At 33.4% G+C, this 23,574-nt stretch carries 18 protein-coding genes and 2 tRNA genes; 13 read left to right on the top strand and 7 right to left on the bottom strand.

Annotated elements, in window-relative coordinates:
* Nucleotides 1-18: 18 nt before the first annotated feature.
* A complete protein-coding gene (locus tag LX80_RS02725) occupies nt 19-2,787 on the bottom strand; it encodes an outer membrane beta-barrel family protein (protein ID WP_170120358.1) in 2,769 nt (922 codons plus the stop codon).
* Between the two features lie 109 nt (nt 2,788-2,896).
* Between LX80_RS02725 and glgB the strand changes: the two genes are divergently transcribed.
* The 3 genes from glgB to LX80_RS02710 are packed head-to-tail and all read left to right on the top strand — an operon-like array spanning nt 2,897 to nt 6,172.
* A complete protein-coding gene (glgB, locus tag LX80_RS02720) occupies nt 2,897-4,921 on the top strand; it encodes a 1,4-alpha-glucan branching protein GlgB (RefSeq protein WP_245897936.1) in 2,025 nt (674 codons plus the stop codon).
* A gap of 34 nt (nt 4,922-4,955) precedes the next feature.
* Entirely contained in the window at nt 4,956-5,585 is a 630-nt protein-coding gene (locus LX80_RS02715; RefSeq protein ID WP_111293474.1) for a phosphatase PAP2 family protein, read from the top strand.
* A 5-nt stretch (nt 5,586-5,590) separates the two neighbouring features.
* Complete coding sequence (locus LX80_RS02710; RefSeq protein ID WP_111293473.1) at nt 5,591-6,172, top strand: phosphatase PAP2 family protein; 582 nt, start codon at nt 5,591-5,593, stop codon at nt 6,170-6,172.
* A 35-nt stretch (nt 6,173-6,207) separates the two neighbouring features.
* Here LX80_RS02710 and LX80_RS02705 read toward each other — a convergent pair whose 3' ends face one another.
* On the bottom strand, nt 6,208-7,353 hold the full coding sequence (locus LX80_RS02705) for a sensor histidine kinase (RefSeq protein WP_111293472.1): 1,146 nt from the start codon (nt 7,351-7,353) through the stop codon (nt 6,208-6,210).
* A 134-nt stretch (nt 7,354-7,487) separates the two neighbouring features.
* Between LX80_RS02705 and LX80_RS02700 the strand changes: the two genes are divergently transcribed.
* The 5 genes from LX80_RS02700 to LX80_RS02680 all read left to right on the top strand — a co-directional run bounded on the left by LX80_RS02700 (nt 7,488) and on the right by LX80_RS02680 (nt 10,788).
* A complete protein-coding gene (locus LX80_RS02700) occupies nt 7,488-9,116 on the top strand; it encodes an ABC-F family ATP-binding cassette domain-containing protein (protein ID WP_111293471.1) in 1,629 nt (542 codons plus the stop codon).
* Nucleotides 9,117-9,220: 104 nt separating this feature from the next.
* Nucleotides 9,221-10,258, top strand: a complete 1,038-nt coding sequence (locus tag LX80_RS02695; protein WP_111293470.1) for a glycosyltransferase family 2 protein — start codon at nt 9,221-9,223, stop codon at nt 10,256-10,258.
* 42 nt (nt 10,259-10,300) lie between these two features.
* Complete coding sequence (locus tag LX80_RS02690) at nt 10,301-10,504, top strand: hypothetical protein (RefSeq protein ID WP_111293469.1); 204 nt, start codon at nt 10,301-10,303, stop codon at nt 10,502-10,504.
* 80 nt (nt 10,505-10,584) lie between these two features.
* Nucleotides 10,585-10,657, top strand: a tRNA-Gly gene (locus tag LX80_RS02685).
* A gap of 45 nt (nt 10,658-10,702) precedes the next feature.
* A tRNA-Leu gene (locus LX80_RS02680) sits at nt 10,703-10,788 on the top strand.
* Nucleotides 10,789-10,843: 55 nt separating this feature from the next.
* On the opposite strand, the gene LX80_RS02675 is transcribed toward LX80_RS02680, so the two are convergent.
* Nucleotides 10,844-11,674: a hypothetical protein gene (locus tag LX80_RS02675; protein WP_111293468.1), complete on the bottom strand. Its 831-nt coding sequence runs from the start codon at nt 11,672-11,674 to the stop codon at nt 10,844-10,846.
* Between the two features lie 146 nt (nt 11,675-11,820).
* Between LX80_RS02675 and mazG the strand changes: the two genes are divergently transcribed.
* Nucleotides 11,821-12,600 (top strand): nucleoside triphosphate pyrophosphohydrolase, encoded by a 780-nt coding sequence (gene mazG, locus LX80_RS02670; protein ID WP_111293467.1) that lies wholly within the window; start codon nt 11,821-11,823, stop codon nt 12,598-12,600.
* The gene (locus LX80_RS02665; RefSeq protein ID WP_111293466.1) at nt 12,600-16,358 is read left to right on the top strand and encodes a sensor histidine kinase; all 3,759 of its coding nucleotides are present in this window, start codon (nt 12,600-12,602) and stop codon (nt 16,356-16,358) included. The genes mazG and LX80_RS02665 overlap by 1 nt, the downstream gene beginning before the upstream one ends.
* Here LX80_RS02665 and LX80_RS02660 read toward each other — a convergent pair.
* From LX80_RS02660 to rplU, 4 genes are all read right to left on the bottom strand, one after another.
* On the bottom strand, nt 16,355-18,037 hold the full coding sequence (locus tag LX80_RS02660) for a DNA polymerase/3'-5' exonuclease PolX (RefSeq protein WP_111293560.1): 1,683 nt from the start codon (nt 18,035-18,037) through the stop codon (nt 16,355-16,357). The genes LX80_RS02665 and LX80_RS02660 overlap by 4 nt on opposite strands.
* A 96-nt stretch (nt 18,038-18,133) precedes the next feature.
* Nucleotides 18,134-18,430, bottom strand: a complete 297-nt coding sequence (locus tag LX80_RS02655; RefSeq protein ID WP_111293465.1) for a histone — start codon at nt 18,428-18,430, stop codon at nt 18,134-18,136.
* A 68-nt stretch (nt 18,431-18,498) separates the two neighbouring features.
* A complete protein-coding gene (rpmA, locus tag LX80_RS02650) occupies nt 18,499-18,765 on the bottom strand; it encodes a 50S ribosomal protein L27 (protein ID WP_111293464.1) in 267 nt (88 codons plus the stop codon).
* A 62-nt stretch (nt 18,766-18,827) separates the two neighbouring features.
* On the bottom strand, nt 18,828-19,133 hold the full coding sequence (gene rplU / locus LX80_RS02645) for a 50S ribosomal protein L21 (protein WP_111293463.1): 306 nt from the start codon (nt 19,131-19,133) through the stop codon (nt 18,828-18,830).
* 192 nt (nt 19,134-19,325) lie between these two features.
* On the opposite strand from rplU, the gene LX80_RS02640 reads away from it, so the two are divergent.
* The 3 genes from LX80_RS02640 (at nt 19,326) to rseP (ending at nt 23,528) form a co-directional block, all read left to right on the top strand.
* Nucleotides 19,326-20,819 (top strand): GH3 auxin-responsive promoter family protein, encoded by a 1,494-nt coding sequence (locus tag LX80_RS02640; RefSeq protein WP_111293462.1) that lies wholly within the window; start codon nt 19,326-19,328, stop codon nt 20,817-20,819.
* Nucleotides 20,820-20,934: 115 nt separating this feature from the next.
* Nucleotides 20,935-22,095, top strand: coding sequence for a 1-deoxy-D-xylulose-5-phosphate reductoisomerase (locus LX80_RS02635; RefSeq protein ID WP_111293461.1), 1,161 nt, complete (start codon nt 20,935-20,937; stop codon nt 22,093-22,095).
* Nucleotides 22,096-22,166: 71 nt separating this feature from the next.
* On the top strand, nt 22,167-23,528 hold the full coding sequence (gene rseP / locus LX80_RS02630; RefSeq protein ID WP_111293460.1) for an RIP metalloprotease RseP: 1,362 nt from the start codon (nt 22,167-22,169) through the stop codon (nt 23,526-23,528).
* Nucleotides 23,529-23,574 lie beyond the last annotated feature (46 nt).

The raw sequence follows: 23,574 nt of genomic DNA, 5'->3' as shown, positions 1-23,574 counted from the left end.
ACAGTTTACAATTAAACTTTATTCTGACGGTTTTCCGTTTTTGCTAAAATTATAGGTTATGCTTAAAAGGAAATAGCGCTGAATGGTTTGTTGAATGGTTTGTGAAATGAAATTACTGCTAATATTTCTGTTAATACCTCTATTTTGGTTCAATAAATCATTCACTGAGAATTTCAATTCCCACTTATCACTTTTTGTGAACGTTTTTTTCAATGAGGCATTTACCAAATATATATCCGCATTGCCGGTAAATACACTTGTTTTTTCATAAATACTAATGTTGCTGTTGGCTTCAAAATAAAATTTAGCAGGTAATTTAGCCGTAAAGTTTATGTAAGGTGTAAAGCTCCAGTATTTTGTTGTATTGTTAGGACTAATGGATGAATTGGAATAATTTCTGGTAATATCTGCATTCACATAAAAATTCACTTTTTTGTCGCTCCAGCGGCCAAAATATATACCAAAGTTTATGTTTTGATTGTTGGTAACATTTTTCTCTCCATTTATATAATTGATATAACGATTAAATCCTGGCGTACTACTGAACCCAGCAATCCAGGTAGGCACTACTTCAAAACTGTAAAACATAAAAATATTGCCATTATAATTTCCATTAACGTTAATGGCTTGATTTATCCGTCTTCCTAAACTATCTACATTGCTAGATGAACTAATAGCATTATTAGTAAGATTAAAATTTCCACTTATATAAAGATTTCTGCTTTTAAGTACTTTAAAATCTGAAACGGATAACTGAAAGCGATGATTATATGCTTGTTTTAAATACGGATTACCAATGTTTATATTTAACGGGTCGGTATTATCAATTAATGGCTGTATTTGAGATAGGGTAGGATTTTGTGTTGAACCTGTATAAGTTAAGCTTATTTTTCGTTGTGCTTTTGGCGTGAAATTTATAGCAGCGGTTGGTAATAAATTGGTGAACTGAATGGAACGATTGGTTTGTTGTATTTGATCATGTAATTGAAATGAGGTAATACCAATACCACTTCCAAATGAGAAATTGACTTTTTTCCCATTGTATCGAAAAGTAGCACCGCCAGATTGACTATTGATATTGTATTTGAAATGGTTGGTCAGTGAATCAACTCCAATATCATACTTGCCATTACTGCTGTCTTTGGCAAAAGTGTTTCGTTGTGCATCATTACCCGAAAAGCCGAACCGATAATTTAGTTCTAAAAATGTTTTTTTCCATAATGGTTCTGTGTAAACCAATTTGCCATCTACACCCGCAACATTTTCATTGTTGGTTTTATACTGATTAATATTTTGAGCAGCTGTTAAAAAACCTAATTTATCGAAAAAACTATTTTGAGCAATTAAGTACCCCGTACTATTACGTCCTGAAAAATTGATATTGCTATTGAACGAAATGGTTCTTCCTGCTTTTTTAAATTTTTTACGCCAAAAAAGATTGGTTAACAAATTGTTTTCTGTTCCATTTGAAGTAGTTGTTCTATCCGTTTCATTAATAATTTGATTTTCCTGGCTAATGGATTGACCGGTGTAAAGATTATTATCATCCCTTTTTATTTTTGAGCCTGTAACGGTAACTTTTAATGAGCTGGAAGAATCAATCTGCCATTCATAGGTTCCATTTACCCTATGTCGTTGACGCATGTTTGTGGCATTTTGCTGTACCTTATTAATAAAGGTGGTGTCAGGTAAAATATATTGAGTAATGGAGTTGGTTTGGCCAACAATATTTAAATGATTGAATTGATAAGTGCCATTTATATTTTGTTTATCAGCATCCCATTTATTGCTATAAGTTAGCCCCCCTGTAGTAGATATAGGCAAGCCACTACCATAACTAAATTCATCTGAAGTTTGTGAAATCCAAATGGTGCCATCATCTTGTACATCAGTGTTTTGGTTTAAGTCATTCCCATAATTGGTTTTCTCATTCCAGTTCAGTGATTCGTATTTTGTATTGTCGTTGGTAACATAAGCGGCAAATTTCTTTTTCTTCTGAAATGAATTTACCATTGCTTTTTCATAGTGGTACTGATTGGCATCGCTACCTGCTTCTAATTTTCCAAAGTAACCTTTCTTTTTATCTTCTTTTAAAGTTAAATTAATGGTTTTGGTTTTTTCACCATCGTCAATTCCTGAGAAAACTGCCTGGTCACTTTTCTTATCATACACTTGCACCTTATCAACATAATCCGCACGTAAATTTTGCGTTACAACAGCCGGGTCATCGCTAAAAAATTCTTCCCCATCTACTAAAACTTTTCTCACTTTTTCACCTTGAGCAGTAATTTCTCCCCGCGCATTAACTTGTATACCCGGCAATTTCTTTAATAAATCTTGCACTGAAGCATTGGGGCCGGCATGAAAACTATCTGCTTTAAATTCAGTTGTGTCGCCTTTTACTTTAATGGCAGCTACACGTTGCTGTACAATTACTTCTTGTAAAATATGTGCTTTGGTTTCTAAATAAATATTTCCAATATCAATTAAGGTGTTATTCTGCTGCAATTGTGAAGGTACCGTGTCTAAAAAATCAGCATAATTAGGATAGGATACCATAATAACTGTCTTCATATTTTGAGGGATGCCAATAGAAAAACTACCATCATTTTTAGTACGCGTATAATTCAATAAAACGGAATCTTTAGCACGTAATACAGCTACTACTGCATTTGATAATTTTACTCGAGCTGTTGTGTCAATGATCGTACCTTTCAATAAGACATCTTGTGCAATGGCAAAAGCCGGAAAGAAAAAGAATAGGAATATTGGCAATATTTTTCTCATAAAGGCAGTTGTAAATTCAAAGGTCATTTCATTTTAAAAGCATAAATTGTAGCTTGTAAAAACAATTAGTAAAGGTTAGTTATTTTTAATATTCGACAAAATAAGTAATATGTTTAATTCTACAAAAAAAAATAATAATAACAATTTTAATCCAAAAAAGTTGGTGGGCATTGCTGCATTAAAGAACGGGGATATGCCCCCTTATGAAACAGTGCATTTTGTTGATACTCAACAAAGTGTGTGGAATTATTCGCTTTTTACAGAAGAAGACATCAACAATTTTCAGCAAGGAACACATTATCGTTTATATCATTTATTCGGAAATAAGCAGTTGGAAGTTTTGGGAAAACAAGGAACTTATTTTGCCGTTTGGGCACCCAATGCAAGTGCCGTAAGTGTAATTGGCTATTTTAATAAGTGGAATAAAACCGCGCATCCTTTAAAAGTGCGTTTAGACCGCTCTGGAATTTGGGAGGGCTTTATTCCCGGTGTATTACAAGGTGAAGCTTATAAATATCATATTGTTGGTTATCAGGGAATGGAATTAGATAAAGGTGACCCATTTGCCCATTTTTGGGAAAAAAGACCTTATACTGCCTCTATTACCTGGCAAACACAATATGAATGGGATGATGCACAATGGATGCAAAATCGCCATTCTAAGAATAACTTATCAGCCCCTATTTCAGTTTATGAGGTACACTTAGCCAGTTGGATGCGCCCCGATAAATACAATGAAGAAACTTATAATACCTATGAACAAATTGCCGAACGCCTGGTGCCTTATGTAAAAGAAATGGGTTTTACACATGTTGAATTTATGCCTGTTATGGAACATCCATTTGATGGAAGTTGGGGATATCAAGGCACCGGTTATTATGCTCCCACTTCTCGTTTTGGGAATCCGCAAGGTTTTGCATATTTAGTGAATGAACTGCATAAAGCAGGTATTGGAGTTTTTTTAGACTGGGTGCCCTCACATTTCCCATACGATGCACATGGATTATTCATGTTTGATGGAACACATACTTACGAATATGCCGATATGCGAAAAGGGTATCATCCCGATTGGAATTCATATATTTTCAACTATAAAAGAGGTGAAGTTAAAAGCTTTTTAATAAGTAATGCCTGCTTTTGGTGCGATGCATTTCATGCAGATGGTTTAAGGGTAGATGCCGTAAGCTCTATTCTTCGTTTAGATTACAGCCGTAGTGAAGGCCAATGGGAGCCCAATGAATTTGGGGGAAACGGAAATTTAGAAGCCATCGCTTTCATTAAAGATTTGAATGAAACTTTATATCGCGATTTTCCCGACATTCAAACCATTGCTGAAGAAGCCACCGACTGGCCTAAAATTAGTAAACCTACATTTGAGGGTGGGCTTGGATTTGGCATGAAATGGATGATGGGGTGGATGCACGATACATTAGACTATTTTAAAGTAGATCCAATTTTTCGCTCAGCTTTTCAGGATAAGTTTACATTTAGCATGATGTATTTTTATAATGAAAATTTCATGTTGCCATTAAGTCATGATGAAGTGGTGCACGGTAAAAGTCCTATGATTTATAAAATGCCGGGCGATGAATGGCAAAAGTTCGCTAATCTTCGTACCCTTTATACTTATATGTTTACGCATCCGGGTGCTAAATTACTTTTCATGGGCAATGAATTTGGTGCCACCAACGAATGGAATTATAAAAGTGAATTACAATGGGATTTATTACAATATCCTCCGCATGCAGGTATGAAGCAGTGTGTTATGGCGTTGAATAAACTATATACTACCGAACCTGCTTTATATGAATTACAATTTTCAACAGAAGGATTTGAATGGGTTGATCTTAACCACCGTGCTGAATGTGTAATGGTTTATAAAAGAAAAGGAAAGAATAAAGCGGATGATTTATTGATTATATTGAATGTTACACCGGTGGTTCGACAAAATTGGGAAGTACATGTGTATGGGAAAGATTGTTGGACTGAAATTTTCAATACCGATGATGTACAATTTTTTGGTAGCGGCACTATAAAAAATGAAAAAATTAAATGCGAAAAAGTTTACATAGATGAAGAGTGGTATCGTATTCATGTAAATTTACCGGCATTATCGACTATTATATTAAAATAATGCTGCAAATCTTTCTTAATGCGTAATAAACGCAATGAAATGTATTTTAAGCATTTATTTAACTGTCATTAAAATTATTGTAAGTATTTTGCCGGGTATGCACTTCATTAATTTAACTATACTTACACTTGCAAATGCAGATGTTGCCATTCTAAATTGGTTAAATCATCACCGCATTGAAGTGTTCGATCCTTTTATTCATTTTATTACCAATACGGCCTATTTCTTTGCTATTGGCGTACCCGTTATTATGTTAATTGTTGGATATTCTAAAAAAAATAAATACATACAATTTCGTGGCTGGTATATTTTGTTTTCCATTTTTTTGGCAGAAATAATATCTACCATACTTAAATATGGTGTTAACAGAACCCGCCCCTTTAAAATTTATCCTTTTATTGATAAATTAACTGCCGGGGGAAGTCCTTCTTTCCCTTCAGGTCATACCACCGATGCATTCGTATTATTTTTTGCAATAGTTATTGTTTTTAAAAATTGGAAGTATAGATTGCCGGTTTTAATCTGGGCTTTACTGGTAGGCTATTCGCGAATGGCATTGGGCGTGCATTATCCTACCGATGTATTGGGCGGCTTTATTATTGGTGCATTATCACCATTCATTTTAAAATATACGGTGCCACGCTATAAACAACAGTTTAATTAATAAACATGTTAGAATTTTTAGAAGAATTAGATAGGAAAATTTTAATATTCGTGAATGGTCACCATAATTCATTTTTCGATGGATTTATGTATTGGTGTAGTGGACAATATTCCTGGGTGCCTTTTTATGTTTTATTGGTAATAATACTAGCATTTAAATTAAAGTGGAAAGCTGTGCCCTTTGTATTGTTGGTGGCATTGTTGCTAACAATTAGTGATCAAATGGCTTCATCTGTTTTTAAGCCTATTTTTCATCGCTTTCGTCCAAGCCATGAGCCCGGGTTAGAAAATTTGTTGCATTATGTAAACAATTATAGGGGAGGTATGTATGGGTTCGTTTCATCGCATGCGGCGAATACTTTTTCATTGGCTTTTTATTTCTTTTTTGCGGTGCGCAGCCAATTACCTAAAATAACCGTATTGCTATTTTTTTGGGCAGCATTAGTGGCTTATAGCAGAGTTTATCTTGGCGTACATTATCCTTCCGATGTAATTGTACCCATTGTTTGCATTGCAATTTTGAATGGTTTCATCATTGCAAAATTGTATTTATTTATTATAAAAAAATACTTTTCAAAACAAGATTAGAGACCGTTAAATGCCGGTATCATTTCATTTAAAAATTAACCGGGCAAAATAATTCTAAAGGTTGTTCCCTTACCAACATGGCTGTTTAATATAAAAATTTTTCCTTTATGATATTGTTCTATAATGCGTTTGGTTAATGTAAGGCCTAAACCCCATCCACGTTTTTTTGTTGTAAAGCCTGGTTTAAAAACAGTATCAAAATTTTTCCTGGCAATACCTTTTCCTGTATCTGTAATATCAATATAAATTAGTTTCGAAACTTTTTTTATTTGTAAGGTTATTCTTCCTTTTCCCTCCATAGCGTCAAGTGCATTTTTTAACAGGTTTTCAATAGCCCAATCAAACAAGGCAGGTGAAAGTTTTGGTTGCAGGTTATAATCAGTACAAATCAATTCAAACGTAACATTGCCGCCCGAACGTTTTTTTATGTAATCAATCATTTGTTCAATCTGTGTACATAAATTCGTTGCCTCTAAAGTAGGTATGCTGCCAATTTTACCAAACCTATCCGTAATTAATAATAACCGTTTAGTATCTTTTTCAATTTCAGTTACAATTTTTTCATTACCGGGTATGGTTCTCAGCATTTCAATCCATCCCTGTAAACTGCTTACCGGCGTACCTAACTGATGCGCTGTTTCTTTTGCCATACCTACCCAAAGCTGATTTTGGTTGTTTTGAAAAGCAGTGCGTTGGGCAATAACTAAGAAAAATAAAAATAATCCTACAATAATAAGTTGAACTATTGGGTAATATCGTACTTCGTTCAATAAATGCGATTCACCATAATATACAATGTTTTTTTGTGATGTATCTAATGGGTTGTTCCATTCAATGGGAGTGTGTAATGATTTAAAATAATCAATTTTTCTTTTTAAATAGGAAGGGTCTGTTAACCTCGTAGAATCTACATTTCTACTGTCTAATACAATACCCTTTTCTGAAACAACTATAATAGGAATATCTTGGCTGTTTTCACTCAAAATGCGGCCGCTTAAATTATTATCGGTAATTTGGTTGCTGGCATTGCTTTTTACAGCTTCTGCCCATTGTTCAATTTTTATTTTTTCATCAAGTTTAATTTTGTTGGCTAAATAGTTTGAATAAAAAATAGTGCCGCTAATAATGAGCAGTGCAATTAAGGCAATAAGCGTCTTCCAGTTCAGCCAATATTGAAGCATGAAATAAAAGTAGGTAAAATATGATTAATTAATTATTGGTTCAAAGATAAATAGTCAATGCTGTTTAAAACAGCTATCATTCACGAATTCGCTGCTTTACCCTTAGTTTTGCAGCCTAAAAAAACTATAAAAGCATGATTAGTGTTAGAAACTTAACCCTGGCTTTTGGCAAGCGTGTTTTGTTTGATGAGGTAAATGTAAATTTTGTTAAAGGAAATTGTTATGGCGTAATTGGCGCGAATGGTGCCGGTAAATCTACTTTTTTAAAAATTTTGAGTGGGGAAATTGAACCCAACAAGGGCACTGTTGAAATTACAACCGGTGAAAGAATGGCCGTATTAAGTCAAGATCAATTTGCATTTGATGATTATACTGTAATTGAAACTGTATTAATGGGCTATAAACGTTTATGGGAAGTAATGCATGAACGGGATGCCCTTTATGCAAAAGAAGATTTTACGGAAGAAGATGGAATTAGAGCAGGCGAATTAGAAGCTGAGTTTGGCGAAATGGGCGGATATGAAGCTGAAAGTAATGCCGGCAGCTTGTTAAGTAGTTTAGGTGTAAATGAAAGCATGCAACAAAGTTTAATGAAAGATATACCGGGAACTTTTAAGGTTCGGGTATTACTGGCTCAAGCATTGTTTGGTAATCCCGATATTCTTTTATTAGATGAGCCTACCAATGGATTAGATATTGAAACCATTGGCTGGCTAGAAAACTTTTTGGCCGATTACGAAAATATTGTATTAGTTGTAAGTCACGATCGCCACTTTTTAGATGCTGTTTGCACACATATTGCAGATGTGGATCGTTCAAAAATTAAAATTTTTACGGGTAATTATACTTTTTGGTATGAATCATCGCAATTAATGTTGCGCCAAATGAGTGATAAGAATAAAAAAATTGAGGAAAAACGTGCTGCATTGCTTGACTTTATTGCACGCTTTTCTGCCAATGCCAGTAAAAGTAAACAAGCAACAGCTCGTAAAAAGGCCTTGGAAAAATTAACGATAGAAGAAATTGAACCATCTAACAGAAAATATCCGGGTATTATTTTTCAACCTTTACGCGAAGTAGGTAATCAAATTTTACATGTTGAAAACTTATCTGCAACAGTTGATGGTACTAAGCTATTTTCCAAAGTACACTTTACTGTTAATAAAGGTGATAAAATTGCTTTCTTTAGCCGTAACCCATTGGCTATTACTCGTTTATTCGAAATTATCAATGGCAATATTCAAGCCGATTCAGGCAAATATGAATGGGGAACAACCATTACCAAGGCTTATTTGCCAATTGATAATACTGCATTTTTTCAAGAAGGTTTATCATTAATTGATTGGCTGCGTCAATTTGTTCCCTCGCATGTAACCGAAGCCGATGAACCATTTTTAAGAGGATTTTTGGGGAAAATGTTGTTTAGTGGCGATGAAATATTAAAGAAAACAAATGTGTTAAGTGGTGGTGAAAAAGTACGCTGTATGATTAGTAGAATGATGTTACAAAACCCTAATGTAATTATTCTCGATCAACCCACCAATCACCTTGATTTGGAAAGCATTCAAAGCTTTAATGAAAGTTGTCAGAATTTTCCAGGTGTTGTGCTAATTACTTCTCACGACCATACATTTATGCAAACGGTAGCTAACAGAGTAATTGAATTAACACCCAATGGAATAATTGATCGGTTAACCACATTTGATGATTATATGGAAGATGCACGCATACACGAGTTACGTGAACAGCTTTACAAGGCTTAATATTACGTAAAGCGTTTTGCGTAAGTAAATACTTAAACTTGTAATGTTAATCTACCTAAATTTGTTTATTGCGGGTAGCATTTTAATTATACCTTTTCCATACAATGAATCATTTGCAACAGCAGCCACTTGTAGCAATTGTTATATTAAACTATAATGGTGCTCATTATTTGCAACAGTTTTTGCCAAGTGTATTGGCGTCAACTTATGGCAATAAAAAAATCATTGTTGCGGATAATGCTTCAACCGATGCGTCAGTGCTAATGTTGCAAAATCGTTTTCCGGAAGTTACCGTAATTCAAAACACAAAAAATGAAGGCTTTGCCGGTGGCTATAATTGGGCTTTGCAACAAGTTAATGCGGATTATTTTGTTTTGTTAAATTCTGATGTATCCGTTACTGAAAATTGGATTGAACCCATTATTCAATTAATGGAAAGTAATGATAAAATAGCCGCTTGTCAGCCCAAGCTACTATCCTTTCATGCCCCATCTGAGTTTGAATATGCAGGTGCTTGTGGCGGATGGATTGATACATTAGGTTATCCTTTTGCAAAGGGTAGGGTATTTGATACTATGGAACAAGATAAAGGACAATACAATGATATTGAACCTGTTTTTTGGGCAAGTGGTGCAGCTTTATTTGTAAAGAGTGTTGTATTCAAAAATTTAAACGGTTTCACTGCTTCTTTTTTTGCGCACCAAGAAGAAATTGAATTATGTTGGCGTATGCAATTGGCAGGTTATTCTGTTTATGTTTGTCCACAAAGTGTTGTTTACCATGTAGGTGCAGGTACATTGCAAAAAGGCAGCAAAAAATTATATTTAAATTTTCGCAATAATTTATTGATGTTGGCCATGCATTTGCCAAAATCAGATAAAATTAAAACACTATTTATTCGTTTCCTGCTAGATGCTATATCGGCTTGGAAAGGATTATTTACCGGAAACTTTTCTTTTTTTATTGCGGTATTAAAAGCGCATATTTATGTGTTGTTGCATTGGCAACAAACTCAGTTTAATTCTGAAAATAAAAAGCCCCTTAAACAGTTAAAAGGTGTGTATAATGGAAGTATTGTATGGCAATATTTTTTTAAACAAAAAAAAACCTTTTCAGAAATTGTTGAAAATAAGCACGCATAATTAATGCAGGTACCTTATTTTTGCAAAGCAATTTAAAATAGTATGTCAAACGAAATGAATCAACAAGCAAAAAAAGATGTTTCCCGCAATTGGGTAAGCACCTCAAGATTTATATTTTATTTACAGGTATTTTGTATTGTAGCTTTCTTTTTAGGCGGTTGTTATAAATTATACCAAAAGCGTTACAAAGGTAAACCCGATGTAGAAATTCAGGGTAGCACAAAATACACTCCCGAATACAAATAATTTTTTCAAAAAAATTTTGTTGGGAAAATTAGTTACCTAAATTTGCACTCCCAATAAATTAGTTCTTCAACAAAACAAAAGCGGAAGTAGCTCATTTGGTAGAGCACAACCTTGCCAAGGTTGGGGTGGCCGGTTCGAGCCCGGTCTTCCGCTCAAAAAAAATTTCCATCATTACATTGGATGGAATTTTTTTTGGAAGCCCTGGTGGTGGAATTGGTAGACACGCAGGACTTAAAATCCTGTGGTCAGCAACGGCCGTGCGGGTTCAAGTCCCGCCTGGGGCACAAAAAAGTCGGTGATAAATTTATCCCGACTTTTTTTGTTTTAATGCTTTTCCAATTACTGCTGATAAAAGTATTTGAAATTAGCTATCAGTTGGTTTTGTTTGTCTTTACAAATTTCTTCTGTTTTTAATCCTGCCGCATTGTATATATAATGCCAAATCAAATATCCATTACTATTTGCCGACACTTGTGTCATGCTGCTCAATTGTTTTTGTGCATTGTATTCAAACATAAAATCGGGTAAAAGTTTTTTTGCATTTCTATTATACCTTACAATGTCGGTAATTAAATGGTTATCATCATAATAGTAATAATAAGTTTCAATTAATCTGCCCATTCTAAACCATTTTTCTTCAGCCACATTACCTTGCTCATCATAGGTAAATTTAACCAAAGTGGTGTCTTTGCCGTTTCTTATTTTTATCATCTCTTCAGGCGCATTATTACTGCCATAATGCCAAATATGTTTTTCCGTATTTTGATATTTATATGCACTGTCTTTACTGATTGATTCAATACTTATAATTCTGTTTTGTGCATCGTAACTATAGTTGGTTATCGTTTCAATGTGTTTACTGCGTTCAATTGTATTACTAACCAAATTGTTTTTATAATATGTGGTTAATAATGATTTCTCACCCGTAGCATTCTGCGTGCTCAATTCCATTTTATTCCAATTATTTGAAAATACTTGTTGCAGCGAGAATGATGTTACTTGCTCACCATGGTCATCATAGCTACGAACTTCAATAGTTTTTATTTTTTGGGCTTTTATGATTAAGTAATTTTGAGCGCTCTGTTTAGCTGCTATTATATCATTATAATAATACTGTGCATGAAGAACTGAGCCAAGAAACAGTAAAAAGAATAAACTAATATAGCGCATGAATGTTTTTATTTCAAATGTAATTCTATATTAATCAAATGCAAAAAATTGAACAATAAGCATACGTTAAAGCTAATTGTTGTGTACTTTTAGAAACATTAATGCTTGTTTTGTCGTAAATAACTTCATTACCTTAATAATTTTTTATGCCTAAAGATGTGGATTTTAAAAAGCTAGTTACCATTATGGATGAGTTAAGGGAAAAGTGTCCCTGGGATAAAAAGCAAACCCTTGCTTCATTAAAACCTATGACAATTGAAGAAACTTATGAATTAGGCGATGCTTTAGATGCCCAAAATTGGAAGGATATTAAAGAGGAATTAGGCGACTTACTTTTGCATATTGTTTTTTATTCGAAAATAGCTGCTGAAAACAATGCATTTACAATAAACGATGTAATTGAAGGTATTTGCGAAAAATTAATTTTAAGGCATCCGCATGTGTATGGGAATATTACTGTAAAAGACGATGAAGAAGTAAAGAAAAATTGGGAACAAATAAAATTGAAAGAAGGTAAAACCAGTGTATTATCAGGAATACCTAAAACAATGCCTGCTTTGGCAAAAGCAACACGGATACAAGAAAAAGTAAAACAGGTTGGTTTTGAGTGGGATGAAATTGAATCAGTATGGGAAAAAATTAGTGAAGAAACCAATGAATTAAAACAAGCCATACAATTTAATAGCAATAAAGAAGTGGAAGAAGAATTGGGTGATGTATTGTTTAGTTGGGTAAATCTTGCACGATTTTTGAACATAGACGCAGAGTCGGCTTTGGAAAAAACCAATCAAAAATTTATTCAAAGGTTTAAATTAATGGAAAATATGGCTGCTGAAAGAAATTTGCAGTTAGCCAATTTAACCCTTGCCGAAATGGATGAATTATGGAATATTGCTAAAATGCAAATTAAAAACGAACCATCTTGATGAGTACTTTAAAACATGCAGCATATCGTCATGGCTATTTAATGATTATAGCTGCATGGTTGTTTACGTTTTCTTATATTCTTTCTAACTATTTTACCTATTATACTTCTCCAATTAAAACACAAGAAAAAATTCAACAATATTTATCCGAGCGTGAAAAAGACTTCTCAATATTAGCAAATGATAAAACATTATTAAGCAGCTTATTAAGTGACAGTATATTATTGCCATCGGAATACAAGCCTCTTAGCAAAAATTTTGGTTTTTTTATATATACTTATAACGATTTAAAGCATCCAATTCTTAGTTATTGGAACACCAATCAATATTATGTTGATGATGCTGATTTATATCATACTGAAAACAATCTCTTTCTTAACTATCAAAACGGATATTTCGAATTAATAAAAAAAAATGTACCCTTGAATGGGAAAACAGTACTGGTGGTGGGGTTAATACCAATTTATCAGGCTTACTTCATTCAAAACAAATATCTGCAACCAGATTTTAATGGTTTTGAAGGTCTGGGAAAACTATATGAAATAACGAATGAGGTGAATGCTTATCCTATTTATGGGGTAAATGGTAAAGTTTTATGTTATTTGGAAGTGCAACCCGGTAAAACACTTTCACCCTACAACGCCTTATCCGTTATTCTAAGAACATTAAGTATCATTTTTCTTTTATTTTTTTTGAATGCAGTAGCAGTTGAAATGGCCGCTTACAAAAAGCCTTTGCAAGGGTTTATATTGCTTTTTTGTTCGGTAATCGTTTTACGGGTAATAAGTTATTTCTTTCCATTTCCTTTTAATTTTTCTCAATTACCCTTATTTGATCCGGCTATTTATGCCTCTAATAGTCTGCATCCTTCATTGGGTGATTTGTTAATAAACGTCATCATTTTATTTTGGTTCATCAATTATTACAAGAACAATTTACATGCACATATTCAATTGCATTTTAAACCATCAGTATTTAAAATTGTTGCTTACATTCAGTTGCTGATTTTAGGTGCTATTTGTTTTTTCTTTGCCGGTATTATTAAAAGTTTAGTATTAGACTCAAAAATATCATTTGATGTATCTAATTTTTTCAGCTTAAATATTTACACTGTAATAAGTTTTGTTATACTTTGTTTGCTCACACTTTCATTTTTTGCTTTAGCACAATTATTATTAGGCAATGTTTATCAACAAAAAATTCCACTGAACATACAACTATTTATTATAGCTGTTGAAGGATTAATATATAACAGTTTTAATATTGGTGTTGCCAATACTACTACCAATATGATTGTTTTAGGGTGGCTGATTTTGTTTTTAATTATTTTGTTTTATCGAAAACAAGATCTTACTAAACCTTTATACAATACTACTTTTTTCATATTTTGGGTTATGTTTTTTGCTGCATCTGTAGCAGCAATGGTAATGTATCAAAATAAGTTAGTTGAGTTAGAACAAAGAAAACGAATAGCTGAAAAATTAGCTTCGCAAGCAGACCCTTCCGGTGAAAGTTTATTAAATATTGCTATTACGAATTTTGATGACAAGTTTTTGTTACAAAACTTTGATCGTTTAGATTCTGATTTTACCAATAAATATTTGAAAGACAGTATTATAAGTAGCAACTTTTCCGGTTACTTAAATAAATACGAAACACATATTTATACATTTGATAGTTTGTTTCATCCACTATTTAATGATGATACAACCAATTATGCTACCATACGCACCATTGTATTACGACGGGCAAAACCTACTTCAATTGCTGGTTTGTACACTTATACTACCAATGGGAATAGGTTGGGTTATTTGTTTGAAAAAGATATTATTTCGCCTGAAAATAATGTTCTTGGATACTTTTTTGTAATTGTTGTACCTAAAAAAAATGTAAGCGAAGCTTTATATCCCGAACTATTTGCACAAGTAGATGATTTTTCAAATGAGCTTAATGGAAATTATGCTTATGCTGTTTATAACAACGGTAAAATGGTCAGTAGCTTCAATGATTATAATTTTCCAACTCAGGTAAATACCAAACTCATTAACCTAGCTCAGTTTAATGTAAGTAATAAAAACGGTTATAACGAATTATGGTATAATGCCGAAAATGGAAGGCAGGTATTAATTGTACACAAAAATGAATGGATTTTAGAATCGCTTACTTTATTTGCTTATTTGTTTTGTTCCTTCTTGCTTTTAATATTTTTATTGCATACTGTACAATTTCTGCTATTGAAAAGATTTAGATGGAAAGAAATAAAGAGTTCATTTGTATTAGATATTCGTTCTCAAATTAATCTCATTATTATTGCCATTAGTTTGTTTTCATTTATTGTAATTGGTGCAGCAACAATTTCTTTTTTCATTAATCGATTTAATAAAAATAAGGAGGATAAACTTTTTAAATCCGTTCAACAAATTGCGAACGAAATTCAAAATAAAATCAATGCCGAAATGGTATTCGACGACGCTGTTAATGTAAATGATTTTACAACCGGCGGTGTTCGTGAAAAAAAGATTATTGAAATTGCCGAAACTCATAATGTTGATATTAATTATTATGATGCAGCAGGAAACTTAAAAGCGTCAACGCAACCCTATATTTACAATAAGCATTTGTTAAATAATAAAATGAATCCATTTGCTTATTTTGAATTGCATCATCTTAAAAAATCTCGCTTTGAACAAGACGAAACAATAGGTAAGTTAAAGTTTTTAAGCGTTTATACTCCTATTGTTGATGAATTAGGAAATACTTATGCTTACCTTAATATTCCTTACTTGAATTCTCAAGCTGAATTGAAGCAAGAAATTTCCGGGTTTCTTGCTACCTTAATTAATCTAAATGCATTTATATTTTTGGTGGCCGGTGCTATTGCATTTATTGTTACCAATAAAATAACCGCTTCATTTACTTTAATTGCCAACAAAATGAAAGCTATTTCGTTGGGGAAGAAAAATGAAGAATTAACTTGGAACAGAAATGATGAAATAGGAAGTTTAATTCAGGAATATAATAAAATGGTACGGCAGTTAGATGAAAGTGCAAATGCTTTAGCAAAAAGTGAAAGAGAAGGTGCTTGGCGTGAAATGGCAAGACAGGTGGCGCATGAAATTAAAAACCCGCTTACACCAATGAAACTAAGTATTCAATATTTGCAAAAGGCCATTAGTGATAAACAATATGATGCAACACAGCTGACAAGTTTAACCAACCGAGTAACCCAAACACTAATTGAACAAATTGATCAACTTTCAAAAATAGCGGGCGATTTTTCTCAGTTTGCCAATATTGGTAATGTACAATTGGAATACTTTGATATTTCTGATGTTTTGAAAAGCTTGGTGCAATTACATAGTGCCGATACTTCTGTAAACATAACATTAAAAAAAGAATTGGGTTATTATGGTGTTTATGCCGATAAAACCCAAATGCAACGTTTATTTACCAATTTAATTAAAAATGCATTTGAGGCGGTAGAAGGTATGGAACATCCAACTGTACATATTCACCAAGCAAATGTTGCCAACAATATTTTAATTTCTGTTACCGATAACGGATCCGGTATTCCCGATGAGTTTATCGAAAAAATCTTTTCACCCAATTTTACAACCAAATCTTCAGGCACCGGATTGGGTTTGGCCATTTGCCGAGGTATAGTTGAAAAAGCAAATGGCAAAATATGGTTTGTTACAAAGCAGGGTATAGGCACTACGTTTTATGTACAACTACCTTTTGGGGCAAAAAACAATTAAATATTTCTTTTTTTATGCTGCTGTGCAACAAATGCTTCAAATTGTTGCAATGAAAAACTACTTAAGTTTTGTTGTGGGGTTAATAATGTTTTTTGAGCAACCAAAATACCGTATTTACAATCATCAAAACCATCAATGGCATGTGCATCAGGATCAATCGAAATCAATACATTATTTTGCAAAGCCTGATCAATGTAACGCCAGTCAATGTCCAATCTTCTGGGATGCGCATTTAATTCTATCACAACATTGTTTTTAGCACACGCTTCTATAATTAATGAGTGATCAACGGGATAGCCTTTTCTACTTAATAACAGTCTTCCTGTTAAGTGTCCTAAAATGCTTGTAAATGGATTTTGAATGGCATTTAGTAAGCGCGTCATTGCCTTTTCTTCCGACATTTTTAAATTGGAATGTATAGATGCAATAACTATATCAAATCTTTGTAAAATTTCATTGGGATAATCGAGTGCACCATCATTTAAAATATCGCTTTCAATACTCTTAAAAATTTTGAAAGGTGCTAACTGCTTATTTAATGCATCTATGGCTTCATGTTGTGCTAATACCCTTTCTTCGGTTAAGCCATTGGCATAAAAAGCTGATTTAGAGTGATCGCTAATTACCATGTATTCCAGTCCTTTTTTAATAGCAGCATTAGCCATTTGTTCTAATGTATGCACGCCGTCACTCCAATTACTATGGCAGTGTATAATTCCCTTTATATCATTTTCTTTTATGCTTGGTAAATCTTTGTGCAGTTTGTAATGTGTAATAATATTGGCATTTTCTCTTCTACATGCAGGAATGAATGGAATACCGGCAGTTTGGAAAATAGTAGCTTCATCTTCAAAAACCTTATTTTCAATCCATTGAAATTCTGTTTTAAATGCATTTATAAAAGTTGAGCTGCTATTGTGTATAAATGCTTTTGAACCCCAGTTTTCATTTGTTACAAAATAAAAAATGAGTTGTATGTTTTCGCTACCTCTTACAGTAAGTTGTTCGTCATTTTCAATTTCTACTTTGTAGTTATTAGCAGTGAAAAATGTTTTTAGTATTGAAGATGGAGTATTGGTTATCCATTCTGCTGCATCAACAGTTTCTAATTGTCTGATAAATGCACCAGTTAATTCAAATCGGTATTGTTGAAAAGTAGTGGTAAGTTTTAAATGAAAAGCTTGTATATAAGCTTCTGCTTGTTGATACAAGTAATGCCCTTGGTTGTTTAAATAATAGTCAATATTTTCTTTAATGCTTTCTTGTGTTTTCGCTCCAAACCCTTTTAATAACGTTAATCGGTTTTCATTGCAAGCATATAACAATTCACCTATGCTTTCAATTTCTAATTGTTTCCAAATACTGTGTATTTTCTTAGGACCTAAACCTTTAATATGTAACATCTCAACAACCCCTGCAGGAGTTTTCTGCAAATAATCATTTAAAATTTTAAGATTTCCTGTTGCCAATTGCTCTTTAATCTTTAATGCAATAGCATCGCCAATTCCTTTTATTGATGATATTTTTTCTTCAGGTAATGCAGAAAGTTGTTCCGGTAATTTTTCAATTATATAGGCTGCTGTAGCATATGACTTTGCTTTAAAACTATTTTCACCATGTATTTCTATTAGTTTAGACAGCAAAGAAAAATTATCGGCAATAGCATAATTATCAAGCATATAATTGCATTTATAATTAGAGGAAGTTTTGTGTACTATCATAAAAAAAAGTCCCGAATTATCGGGACTTTCATAGTTGTTACTTCTTTTCGAAGATTACTTCTTTTTTGCAGCGGCTTTTTTAGGAGCAGCTTTTTTTGCAGCAGCTTTTTTAGGAGCGGCTTTTTTTGCAGCAGCTTTTTTAGGAGCGGCTTTTTTTGCAGCGGCTTTTTTAGGAGCAGCTTTTTTTGCAGCAGCTTTTTTAGGAGCGGCTTTTTTTGCAGCGGCTTTTTTAGGAGCAGCTTTTTTTGCAGCAGCTTTTTTAGGAGCGGCTTTTTTTGCAGCAGCTTTTTTAGGAGCGGCTTTTTTTGCAGCGGCTTTTTTAGGAGCAGCTTTTTTTACAGCTTTTGCCATAAGTTGAAATTTAATGGTTAGTTAATAACCTAAAATTAGCAACTATTCTGATACTGCAAAATTTTTTTTTATGCAGTAGCTTCAATTGGCAAAACTGAAATAATGGTTTTGTTGTTTTTTGATTTCTTAAATTCAACAACACCATCAGTTAAAGCAAAAATTGTAAAGTCTTTTCCTAAACCAACATTTTTACCCGGATGGTAACTAGTACCGCGTTGACGTACAATGATATTGCCTGCAATAGCGGGTTGTCCGCCAAATATTTTTACGCCCAAACGTTTACTGTTCGAGTCGCGACCATTTTTTACACTTCCTTCACCTTTTTTGTGTGCCATAGTTTTTTGAAATTTTTAAAATAAAACAAAATCAGAATAAGTGCTGAATTGTTTTAATTCAATTAAGCAATACTTTCAATTTTAATTTGTGTATAGTGTGTACGGTGTCCATGCTTTTTACGAAAACCTTTTCTTCTTTTCATTTTAAAAGCAATTACTTTATCCCCTTGCACTAATTCATTCACAATTTCTGCTTTTACTACTGCATTTACTGCATTACCAACAGAAAGCGTGCCTGCATTATCAACCAATAACACATCTTTAAATTCTACTTTGTCACCGGTTTTAGCGGATAAGCGGGGAACATACAAACTATCTCCTGCTTGTACTTTAAATTGTTGACCTGCGATTTTTACAACTGCTAACATAACTATCCAAAATTAGGACGGCAAAGGTAATACTTCATTGCTAAAAATTGCAAAATTTTTCAAAATATTTGACTCTTTACCCTCTTTTTTTCATAAAATTAAAGTAATAAGTGGCTGAAAGGCACGGTATAGTACTATTTTTGTTGTTTTATAAGTTATTTACCCTCATTTGAAGCAATTAATTATTATACGATGGATTTAAAATCATTATTAGCTCGTCCTTTTGCTTTTCACATTCATAAAACCATTCGTAAAAGTATGCAAACTGCTGTTTCCGACCAGGAAACAATTTTTAAAAACTTAATAAAGGTGGGTAAAACTACCCGGTTTGGCTACGACCACCAAATGCAAAATATTAAAACGCATGCCGACTTTATTCAAAATGTGCCCATACGCGATTATGAACAATTTAAACCTTACATTGAACTAATAAAACAAGGTAAACAGCATGTTTTATGGAAAGGTAAACCCATATACTTTGCCAAAACAAGTGGAACTACTTCCGGTATTAAATACATACCTATCACAAAAGATTCTATCCCTAACCATATTAATACAGCCAGGAACGCCTTACTTTATTATATGGCAGAGTCGGGCAATTTTGCCTTTGCTCAAGGAAAAATGATTTTTTTAAGTGGTTCGCCGGAGTTAGAACGGGTGGGGGGGATTCCTACTGGAAGGCTTAGTGGTATTGTCAATCATCATGTACCCAGGTATTTACGTACTAACCAAATGCCCAGTTTTGAAACAAATTGTATTGAAGATTGGGAAACCAAACTCGATAAAATTGTAGAAGAAACCATTCATGAAAACATGACCCTGATTAGTGGTATTCCACCATGGATGCAAATGTATTTTGATAGATTGATTGAGAAAACTGGTAAACCCATAGCAGAAATATTTCCCAATTTTAGTTTAATGGTACAAGGTGGGGTAAATTTTGAACCATATAAACAAAAAATTTATAAAAGTATTGGAAAAGAGATTGATTGTTTAGAACTATTTCCTGCCAGTGAAGGTTTTTTTGCATTTCAGGACAACCCTCATGAGCCGGGACTATTGTTGAATACGAATAGTGGAATATTTTTTGAATTTGTTCCGGCTAATGAAATTTTTAATGAAAAACCTACAAGGTTAACACTTGCCGATGTAAAAGTGGGAGAGAACTATGCGCTTATCATTAGTAGCAATGCAGGTTTATGGGCATACAATATTGGCGATACAGTTAAGTTTATCAGCACCAATCCTTATAAAATTTTAGTTACCGGCCGTATTAAACATTTTATTTCTGCATTTGGAGAACATGTAATTGGCGAGGAAGTTGAATACGCATTAATGAAGGCTGCCAATGAAGAGCAAATTAAAATAACTGAATTTACCGTTGCCCCTAATATTGCACAAGGTAAAGGTAAAAGTTTTCACGAATGGTATATTGAATTTGAAAATGAGCCTGCTAATCTTAGTGCATTTGCTTTAAAAGTAGATAATTATTTACGTTCCAAAAATGTATATTACGACGATTTAATTAGCGGAAATATTTTACAAACTTTAACTATAAAGCCATTGCAAAAAAACGCTTTTATTGATTATATGCGTTCAATTGGAAAATTAGGTTCACAAAATAAAGTGCCCCGTTTAAGCAATGACAGAGTAATTGCCGATGCGTTAGAGAAATATACTAAATAAAATTTATTCGAATTTAATTTTGTTATATTTCAAGTTTTCATACCTGAAATATGGCTATGTTTTACTAAAAAGCTTATTTTGTAACTTTTATCGGTAGAAATAATTCATCATTCCCATGATAAAACAAAAACGAATTGCCTTATTTGGTTCAACGGGTTCTATTGGTAAACAGGCATTGGAGGTAATTGCAGCCAATACTGATAAATTTTCTGTTGAAATATTAACTGCACAAACCAATGATGTACTATTGGTGCAACAAGCCCTTCAATTTAATCCCAATTGTGTGGTGATTGCGGATGAACGCAAATATGCTACCGTTAAAGAAGCTTTAGCTCATACACACGTTAAGGTATTTGCCGGCGAAAAAGCTTTGGAAGAAGTGGCTGCCATGAATTGTTATGATATGATGCTTGCTGCAATAGTTGGTTATGCCGGCTTAAAACCAACATTAACGGCCATACAGCATAACAAAGCCATTGCATTGGCCAATAAAGAAACCTTAGTTGTAGCAGGTGATATAATTATGCAGGAAGCATTAAAACATAAAGTTCCAATTATACCTGTTGATAGTGAACACTCTGCTATTTTTCAGTGCTTGATTGGAGAAACCAACAATCCTATTGAAAAAATAATCCTTACCGCCAGTGGGGGGCCATTTCTTGGTAAAAAACCTAATTTCTTGGTAAATGTAAAGAAAGAACATGCATTGCAACACCCCAATTGGTCAATGGGTGCAAAAATTAGTATTGACTCTGCCACTTTAATGAATAAAGGCTTGGAAATGATTGAGGCTAAATGGCTTTTTAATCTACATGCTTCACAAATTCAGGTGGTAATACATCCGCAAAGCATTATACACAGTATGGTTCAGTTTGAAGATGGAAGCATAAAGGCACAGATGGGGCTACCCGATATGAAATTACCCATTCAATATGCACTTGGTTTCCCGAAACGAATACCCAATCAGTTTCCGCGTTTCGATTTTAAAAAGACTTCAACACTTCAATTCGAAGAACCAGACATGCGTACTTTTAGAAATTTAGCATTAGCTACCGAAGCTTTATATAAAGGGGGTAATTTACCTTGTGTAATGAATGCTGCCAATGAAATTGCTGTTTACGCATTTTTACGCAACAGAATTGGTTTTTTAGATATTACCGAAATGATTGAACAAACCATGAATAAAATAACATTTATTGAACAACCTACTTTAAATGAATACTTTGAAAGTGATGCTGAAGCCCGTAATTTCGCGGCATCTTTAATTCAATTATAATTGATAAAAGTAGAACCCTGAATTTTTTTAGTTTCCTAAACAATTATAAAATCAACTAAATAATTTTTTGAATGAGTGTTTTAGCAATCGATTGGGGAGTAGTGGGTATTAAAGCTGGCCAGTTTATTCTGTCATTTTCTATACTAGTCATTTTACATGAATTGGGGCACTTTTTACCGGCAAGGTGGTTTAAATGTCGTGTCGAAAAATTCTATCTTTTTTTCAATCCATGGTTTAGTTTATGGAAGAAGAAAATTGGTGAAACGGAATATGGGGTGGGGTGGATTCCATTTGGCGGCTACGTAAAAATAGCCGGCATGATTGATGAAAGTATGGATAAGGAACAAATGAAGAAGCCCCCGGAACCATACGAATTTCGTGCTAAGCCGGCTTGGCAACGTCTTATTATAATGTTGGGTGGTGTAACCGTTAATATACTATTAGCCATTGTAATTTTTATTGGTATCATGTATACCTGGGGTGAAAAATATATACCTGCACAAAATTTGAAATACGGTGTATATGTTGACAGTTTAGGAAAGCGAATCGGAATGCAGAATGGTGATAAAATTGTAGCTGTAGCAGGTATACCTGTTGAAAAAGTTGGAACTGTGGGGTCGATGATTATTTTAAACCAAGCCAAAAATATTACTATAGAACGTAATGGGAAAGACACTGTTTTAAACATTCCGCCCGGTTTTATTGAGCAGCTTAATAAAAACAAATTAGGTGGATTTACTTATGTGCGTACACCTTTGTTCGTTGATACTGTGTTGCCCGGAACGCAAATCACTTCAACTGTACCACTTAAAAAAGGTGACCAATTAATTGCCATTCAGCATATTCCTGTAGCATATAATAATGATGCTTACCAAGTATTAAAAAATTTAAAAGATAAAGACTCCGTTCAATATACTTTTTTACGGAACGGGCATGATACCATTTCGGCCTTTGTAATTAACAACGCTAAAATGAAAAGTGGCATAGGCTTTCAGTCACCCGATCAGGTTTTGGGAACCGTACAAATTCATTATTCCTTTATACAAGCCATTCCTGAAGGGGTAAAAAAATGTTACAGTACTTTGGTGAATTATATCAGCAACTTAAAACTATTATTCACTTCTAAAGAAGTTAAAGTAAACGATTCATTGGGAAGTGTTATTTCTATTGGCGGCATATTTCCGGGTGTATGGGATTGGCAGTCATTTTGGACTTTAACTGCCATTTTTTCTATCATTTTGGCATTTATGAATGTTTTGCCAATTCCTGCTTTAGATGGGGGACACGCCTTGTTTACACTGGTAGAAATGGTCACCGGCCGAAAACCAAGTGATAAGTTTATGGAGTATGCACAAATGGTTGGCATGGTTTTGTTACTCAGTTTAATGGCTTATGCGTTAGGATTAGATTTTCTTCGCATTTTCCGTCATTGATTCATCTTTAAATGATTAAAGTTAATTTTGCAGTTCATTCAGTTCT

It is taken from the genome of Hydrotalea sandarakina, assembly GCF_003254115.1.
Taxonomy (GTDB): Bacteria; Bacteroidota; Bacteroidia; order Chitinophagales; family Chitinophagaceae; genus Hydrotalea; species Hydrotalea sandarakina.
Note: the sequence above shows the minus strand (reverse complement) of the source record. Positions and strands in the feature narration are given on the sequence as shown.